The organism is Microvirga sp. P4_G7 (assembly GCF_056401005.1).
This window is the reverse complement of record NZ_JBFUKD010000295.1, coordinates 1-4,350: the sequence shown is the minus strand read 5'-3', so window position 1 is coordinate 4,350 and position 4,350 is coordinate 1. Positions and strand designations below refer to the sequence as shown.

Annotated in this window: 4 protein-coding genes; all 4 read right to left on the bottom strand. The window is 60.1% G+C overall.

Going from position 1 to position 4,350, the window contains the following annotated elements; all coding sequences use genetic code 11:
* On the bottom strand, window positions 1-1,479 hold a 1,479-nt coding region (kdpA, locus tag AC1DT3_RS13110; RefSeq protein ID WP_477465692.1), incomplete at its 3' end, for a potassium-transporting ATPase subunit KdpA.
* 13 nt (window positions 1,480-1,492) lie between these two features.
* Window positions 1,493-1,582, bottom strand: coding sequence for a K(+)-transporting ATPase subunit F (locus tag AC1DT3_RS13105; RefSeq protein WP_477465691.1), 90 nt, complete (start codon window positions 1,580-1,582; stop codon window positions 1,493-1,495).
* A 540-nt stretch (window positions 1,583-2,122) separates the two neighbouring features.
* Window positions 2,123-2,704 carry a hypothetical protein gene (locus tag AC1DT3_RS13100; protein WP_477465690.1) on the bottom strand — a complete coding sequence of 194 codons (582 nt, stop codon included), beginning with the start codon at window positions 2,702-2,704 and terminating at the stop codon, window positions 2,123-2,125.
* A gap of 249 nt (window positions 2,705-2,953) precedes the next feature.
* A partial coding sequence (locus AC1DT3_RS13095; RefSeq protein ID WP_477465689.1) for an autotransporter outer membrane beta-barrel domain-containing protein occupies window positions 2,954-4,350 on the bottom strand: 1,397 nt, incomplete at its 5' end.

Here is a 4,350-nt window from a genome sequence, read left to right as displayed (position 1 = left end):
CAACATGGCTGCACCGATCGTCAAATTGTACCAGAAAGTATTTCCAGAGAGGCTGCCGAAAGCGGAGCCGTTGTTCGCGGCCCCCGATACGTAGGCGTAGAGCACTTCGGAGAAACCGTGCGGCCCAGGATTTCCGATCGAGGTGAGCCCAGTCGGGATGACGACGGCGACGGCGGTAAACCCGAGCATGGCGAGAGGCAGGCACAAGATCGCAAGGATCGCCATCTTGACTTCCTTCGCCTCTATCTTCTYGCCCAGATATTCCGGCGTACGTCCCACCATGAGGCCGGCAACGAACATCGTCAGGATCACGAACAGCAGCATGCCGTAGAGGCCTGCACCGACGCCGCCGATGACGACCTCCCCCAACTCCATGTTGATGAGCGGGATCAGCCCACCAAGCGGCATGAAGCTCGAGTGCATCGCGTTGACTGCGCCGCAGCTCGCCGCTGTCGTAACGACTGCGAACAACGCTGATAAGGCAGTGCCGAAGCGGACCTCTTTACCCTCCATGTTCCCGCCATCGATTCCAAGAGCGTGGATCAGCGGATTGCCGCCAGCCTCGGCCCAATAGGCCACACCGACGCCGACGATGAACAATATCCCCATCGCGCCGAGGATCGCCCAACCCTGACGTTGGTCACCCACCATGCGACCGAACACATTCGTCAAGGCTGCGCCAATCGCAAAAATGGAGACCATCTGGATGAAGTTGACGAGTGCGTCAGGATTCTCGAACGGATGCGCMGAATTGGCGTTGAAGAAACCACCGCCATTCGTCCCGAGCATCTTGATCGCAAGCTGTGAGGCGACGGGTCCGACCGCGATGGTCTGCTTCGCGCCTTCCAGCGTCGTTGCATTCACATAGGGCGCGAGTGTCTGCGGAACGCCGCGTGCAACGTAGACAATTGTCAACACGACGCAGAGCGGAAGAAGCACATAGAGCGTCGCGCGCGTCATATCGGCCCAGAAATTGCCGATGTTCTTTGCCGAGGCCCGTGAGAAGCCACGGATCAGTGCGACGGCGAGCGCTATTCCTGTTGCGGCGGACACGAAATTCTGGGTCGTCAAGCCGGCCATCTGCACGAGATAAGACATCGTGCTCTCGCCGCCGTAGTTCTGCCAGTTGGTGTTCGTGATGAAGCTGACGGCGGTGTTGAACGCCAGGTCAGGCGCGACAGCACTCATGTCCATCGGATTGAGCGGCAAGGAAGCCTGAAGACGCTGCAAACCGTATAGAGCGATAAAACCGATGAGATTGAACATCAGCATCGCCAGCGTATAGCTCAGCCAGCTCTGTTCTTCCCCCTCACCGGTCCCTGCGACTTTGTAGAGGGCGTTCTCGACAGGACGGAGAACGGCAGAGAGGATCGTGCGCTCGCCCTTGAAGACCCGCGTCATATACCAACCGAGTGGCTTCACGAGCGCGATGACGACCCCGCAGAAAACGAGGATTTGAATCCAGCCATTGATGGTCATGGAGGATGCCCTTTTAGAACCGCTCAGGCCGAACGAGAGCGTAGGTGAGATAGAGAAGTAGTCCGGCGGTCACGAACCCGGCGAGCGTGTAGTCGAGGAGCATGACGAACTCCTCAAAGCCGCGCGCAGGCGGCGGTGTAGGCGACGGCGAGGCCGAAGAACGTGATCCCGAGGGTGAGCATGACGATGTCCATCTCAATGTCTCCAAGAAAGCGAGCACTGAAGATGGAGATGCAGAAAACCGCATGAGGTTTCGAGAGGGGAAGAAGCCCGTTAGTATAAGAAATTCATAAGGGCCGACTGGGGCTGCACAGGTGGCCGATCCGCGTACAACGGCGCCAAGGCGGAGGAACGGATCCATATCACCATAGACGCACTGCCCGGGTGTCCGGATGGGACGCGCACGCCTACACCCGAGACCGATTCCCGCTTGCCACCATTTTCGAGAGAGGTCATGCCACTGGAGGTGGGGACCCCGCGAGCAATACGCTCGTGGCCTGTGACAGAACCGAAGTGTTAGGGTCGTGGCCGGCGTAGACGTGAGACGGGCCACGGCCGTGCAACAGACTACCGCAAGTGACTGCGACTCTGTTGCAGGGATTCAATCGCACCATCCATCGCGTGCGGGAGTTTGGAACGACGCCTACGGTACCTTCGGCAACCTCGCCTGGATGGCCTCTACGATCCAGGCTTCTCTCGATTGTCCGACCTTGGTCGCTGCGTCGTCGATGCGCGCCACAAGGTTGGGCGTAACAGTCACATCGAGAACGATCGAGGTCACATCGTTGCTCAGGTAGACTTGCCGTGTCACGCGTGAGAGGAACTGCCGCATCAGCGCCGTCTTCGCCTGAACAGACAATGCCGAATTTCCAACGATGGACGAGCAGTAAGAAAATGCGAGGTGGTCGACGACGAACGGGTTGCTCATCCCGCCTGCGCGTAATTGGACGATGAGATCATCGAGTCGCGCAGGATCTTCAAGCTCGGTCCTGTCCGAAAGACGCTGAGCGAGACCGGTACTTGCCGCGGAAGACGAAAGCGGCATGGCGACCGGGCATTTGAACTCTGCGTCCGCGGCGCGCGCGTCGGGCGGTCCTTGTAGGAGGAAGCACGATACAGCGACTGAAAGGGCAAGAAGGCGGCACATCTGTTCCTCCTGTTTGGCATTCGACGGTACCTCGGCGACCGGCCACCAGCGGCATTCCTCGGCGATGAGCGCGGCCATCGAAGCGGATCGCACTTCGTAAACATCGAGCAATCCTTCCGGTCCGCCGTTTCTGGTGAAGCACGCATGGGTAGCGGGAAAAGATTAGGCGCTCTGCGATGATTGGCACTGCCACAACGGTCAATCCAGACCCGCCTGGATCTCCGCTTTTGCAAGGATAAGGGCTTCGCGATGGCTTGCTGCTTTGGCGCCGGTTTCCATTGGCCCTGCCCTTCGGCATCGTCTGCGATCGAGCGAGGCGGTATCATGCTAGAACTTCAGGACGAAGTTACCTYTCAATGCATGTTCCTGCGCACGCGCTCCGATCTGCCCCTGGTAGGAAGCGCCGACGACGATGTCTTTGCTGACCTGCCAGTCGAGCCCCGCCTCCGCAACGAGCGTGTTTCGATCAAGCGGGACCCCTTCGATCGAGAACGGAGCTAGGCTGCTCGCGAAGGATAGCTGCGCCGAGGGTGAAATATCCCCATAAGCACGTCGCCAACCGAGCATTCCGCGAACGCTGAGTGGAACATCCTCGGCAACCCTGAACTCGCCCCGCATTCCGAGGGTCGTCGTGCCAAGCACGTTATCGCCGGTGCCGCCCGCAAGTGCCGCGGGCCCGCCGTTCTCGATGAAGCGATCCGACGCGACGCGCAACACCGAAGCTCCGATAATCGGTTCCACGTACGCCCCGCCAAATGACATCCGGTACCCGACTTCGCCAAAGGCCATCAGCGTCGCGCCGCCATAAGACGTCGTCAGCGAGTCCGCAAACCCCGGGAAGGATACGCGGCGGGTCGTGTCGAAGTCATGATGGGCATAGGTTGCGCCGAGGCGGAGATGCAAAGCATCCCAACTTGTCGAGCCGTAGAGAGCCGCGAACACGGTTTCGTTGGAACCGGACGATAGCCTCGCATCCACGTCGATGGATGACCGGATGAACCCCGCAGCGACACCAAAGCGTGTAGCTGAGTCCGTGCTTGCTTCGGCACCGATGATGAATCCTCCCGTTGACAGATCCATCGACGCAGCGTTGCGATCCGTACGGATCCTGCCCCAGGAGCCGATGCCCTCGCCCCAGAAGGCAAAGCGGCGAGTGTCGAAGGGCACGGCGACCGGCGCAGGTACTTTCCCCGGAACATCAGCCGCGTAGGCCGCATGAACGTAGGTCATTGACGGAAGACTGCGCATTCGTTCGAGCAATGCGCCCTGAAGGATGCTGGCCTGTGCATACGCACTGGTCGTCATCGATCCGTGGACCTCACCTGAGAGAGCGTCGAAGGCGACACGGGCTCCATTCCGGTCCTGGTTGAGCACCGCGTCGTAGACCCGATTGCCGGGGCCAAGAGCCTCGATTGCCGTCGCTGTCCCGAACTGGTTGGTCGAGACCGCAAGCGAAGCGAAGCCCGTTGCATTGCGTGACAGTGTCAGCGACACCGCCCGACTGTCGTAGCTCAGGCTCGGGTCGAGGAAGATCAAATTCGATACCGCGTTGTCGAAACGTCCGTTGACGCGGCCGCCCGCCTCGAGGATCCGATACGTCGTGTTGGCGCCGTATTGGCCGGATCCAGCATTGACCTGCACCGTTCCGCCGCGAATGTCCGCGTTCCCGCCAACCTCGATCTTGTCGCTTCGGCCGGATGGTTCGACTTCCACGGCATAGATAG